The 2870-nt window shown below is 63.4% G+C and carries 3 protein-coding genes; all 3 read right to left on the bottom strand.

Annotated features, from left to right (window positions below):
* A partial coding sequence (locus ACH2EI_RS17200; protein ID WP_395160942.1) for an excisionase family DNA-binding protein occupies nt 1–105 on the bottom strand: 105 nt, incomplete at its 3' end.
* 356 nt (nt 106–461) lie between these two features.
* Complete coding sequence (locus ACH2EI_RS17195) at nt 462–1541, bottom strand: plasmid pRiA4b ORF-3 family protein (protein ID WP_395160940.1); 1080 nt, start codon at nt 1539–1541, stop codon at nt 462–464.
* A 37-nt stretch (nt 1542–1578) separates the two neighbouring features.
* Nucleotides 1579–2724, bottom strand: coding sequence for a tyrosine-type recombinase/integrase (locus tag ACH2EI_RS17190; RefSeq protein WP_395160938.1), 1146 nt, complete (start codon nt 2722–2724; stop codon nt 1579–1581).
* Nucleotides 2725–2870: the final 146 nt, after the last annotated feature.

The following is a 2870-nucleotide window of genomic DNA, read 5'->3' as shown; positions in this document are numbered from 1 at the left end:
GTGGGGCGGGATGGATCCGTCGTCGACGAGTTTCACAAAGTGGGGCCGGCTCACGTTGAGGAGTTCAGCGGCCTCAGCGGTGCTGAGTACGGCAGAAGATGACATGACGGTCACTTCGTTTCCGGCGCGCAGCTCGGCGAGGATCTGTTGGAGCGCCTGGCGGAGTGAGTTGGGGAGTGCGAAGGCACCGGCGTCGAGTTGCCCGCGATTTGCTCGGCGGTATCGGCATCGAGTGTGGCGGGATCGATCGTGGACAACATGTTGACTCCTTACGTAACCGCGTAGAAGCTCAACGAAATAAACGCAAACCGATTCTCGGTGGGCAAGGGCCACACGATCGTCGGTACCGGCGAGTACTTCGTTCGTGATTTCTCGCTCCGGTGCACCAGCAGCGACGAAAGCTGGGCCCTGTCGGCTTGTCGAAAGTTCAGGAGGTCTGACAGCGCTCGGTGGCCGGTGCTCTATTGGCGGCGGAGGTTCCCCGAAAACTCGGCCGGGTCGAAGGCGTCGGGGTCGATGGTGCCGCCGGTCCATTCGAGTCGTTCGTCGTGCTCGGGATGTGACGGATCGGCGAGGATGTCGAGCAACTCCTGATATCCCCACGGGCCGCCGCAATCCTCGGGCGGACAGGCTCGCCGACCGCCGATGCAGTCGGGCACAGTCGCGATGTCGGCGGCCGAGATCGTCTTGTCGAGGACGACGTCGTGGTCCCAGTTGTCGCCGAAGTCGTAGGTGTAGCGAATCTTGCGGTCGCCATTGCCGATTGCTTGATCGATGCTCACTCGGCGTTCGTCTTTGACCGGTGTCCAGTCGTCCCCGTCGGGAACGCCGTAACGGACTCCGTCGATGTTGAAGTCGTAGAGGTGAGCGTCGTGCCAGCCGAACGCGGCTTGGATTATCGAGTGGAGGTGGCTGAGGGTTTCGCCGCCGTCGACAACAATTCGCCGCCAGATCGGCGGTGTCACCCCACCCAAGGTGACCTTGAGTTGATGCACCCGTCGGGGTGTTGGCGTGACGGCAGCTTTGGCAGATGGGAACGCGATGACGGCAGCGTCGTTGCTGAAGAAAGCAGCGAGTTCGTCGGCCGGTGTGTCGTGACGACTCATCAACGGTCCAAGAATCAGTTCGGAGAGCCGCATGGACATCGAGAACAGATCAGGATCGTGTCGTCTCCACACGCCTTCTCCCTGGAAGGCGAACTCGTTCACCACCCCGACGATCTGACGGTCGTTGGTCGGTGCGATCAGAACCTTGGACATCTCGACCCTCTCGGCAGCGGTTACATCATCGGGCACGCCGTGGGCGCGCAGAACCTCAGCAATGGCATCGGGTGCCCGGTCGAGCAGCTTGCCCGCCGGGGCGAGCGGGGTGAACACGGGAATCATCGTCTGGGAGTTGACGAGTAGTGCCGCCTGCGGTTTCCAGAACAGTGCGGTCGCGAACCAGTCGCCAAGCACCGTCGTGGACTCGTCGTCGGGTGAGGCGGCGGGCGCGCTTTTCATGCGGTCTCGAAGCTTCTTGGTGCCACGAATGATCAGCATCAGGTCATTGTCGCACTTCGGCCGATTCGGCTGCGGCTCAGTGACCGTCGTCTGGCGGATCAAGCACGGCGTCGAGGTGTTCGGCTGCTGCTTCGTCTTGTGCGGGGACCCATGCCCAGTAGATGTCGAGTGTCGTCGAGGTGCGGGCGTGGCCAAGCCGGTTGGACACCGTCCGCAGATCGATACCGGCAGTGAGGAGCTCGGTCGCGACAAAGTGGCGGAGCCCGTGGAGCTTGACGTGATCGAGCCCGGCGCGTCGGCGAAGCCGTTCCCAACGATGTGAGACCAACTCGGGTCGCCACGGCACCCTTGCTTCAGGGTCATTGGTGAACACGAGATCGTCACCCGACACGGCCCGGCCCTGGTCGGTGGCGTCTGCGACGGCGGGGTCGTGGAGGATGGTGAGGGAACGGACGGCTCGATTGGTGAGAGACACGAGGCGGAAACGGTCAGTCTTGGTGGTCTTGAAGTAGACGCCGCTCTGCTTCGTTACGGCGACGGAGCGTTCTATCCGAACAGTTGCTCGGTTGAGGTCGACGTCGCTCCACCGGAGCGCGCAAATTTCGCCGCGTCGCGCTCCAGTGGCTGTTGCGATGTCGAGCCAACACGACAGTGTCGGGTCGGCCTGCGCTGCGAGCGCCATCAAAAGCCGGACCTCGTCGAGGCTGGGCGGCGTCACCGTCGAGCGGGGAACGGCGGGTCGTGTCGCATTCGAGACCGGATTGCGGGAGATCCACCCCCACCGGACCGCCTGCGCCACTGCGCGATGCAAGACCACGTGGGCGTTGCGAACGCGTGAGGCCCCCAGGCCACCCACTCGGAGTCGCTGGTACATCTGGTCGCAGTCCCGGGCGGTGAGCTTCCAGAGAGGAATGCTGCCAAGTTCAGCAATGAGGTAGCGATCGATCAGGCTCCTCCAGTCCTGCCGAGTCGTTGGAGACAGCGTCGCGGTTGTCATGAACGATTCGAGAAGTACCGAGACGGTGACGGTGCTGCCGCCCTGGAGGCCAGCGCCGCTCTCCGAGACAAACCGTTGCAGCTCTGCGGTCGCCTCAGGCTTGGTGCCTCGGAACGTCCTCGAGAGCCGTCGGGTTTCACCAGTCACCGCGTCAGGGTCGGACGTGGTCTGCAGCCGCCACACACCGGGCGACCGCTCGGTCTTCGAGCCGGTTCTCGGCTTCACGATCCACCGTTCGCAGTAATCGCACCCGAATCGCACCGACGGTTCGGGCCCGCAGAGCCAGTGAACGTAAGCGCTGTGTGGCAACGTTGGCGAGTCGCTTGGGTCACGTAACGCACCCGAACGCACCAAAACTGGAGAGAGACAGG

The sequence above is a fragment of the Ilumatobacter sp. genome (assembly GCF_041688325.1).
Lineage (GTDB): Bacteria > Actinomycetota > Acidimicrobiia > Acidimicrobiales > Ilumatobacteraceae > Ilumatobacter_A.
Note: the sequence above shows the minus strand (reverse complement) of the source record. Positions and strands in the feature narration are given on the sequence as shown.

Bases quoted from the DNA above. Each gene is read 5' to 3' on its own strand.
- ACH2EI_RS17195 (WP_395160940.1), bottom strand. From the start codon at position 1,541: ATGCTGATCATTCGTGGCACCAAGAAGCTTCGAGACCGCATGAAAAGC.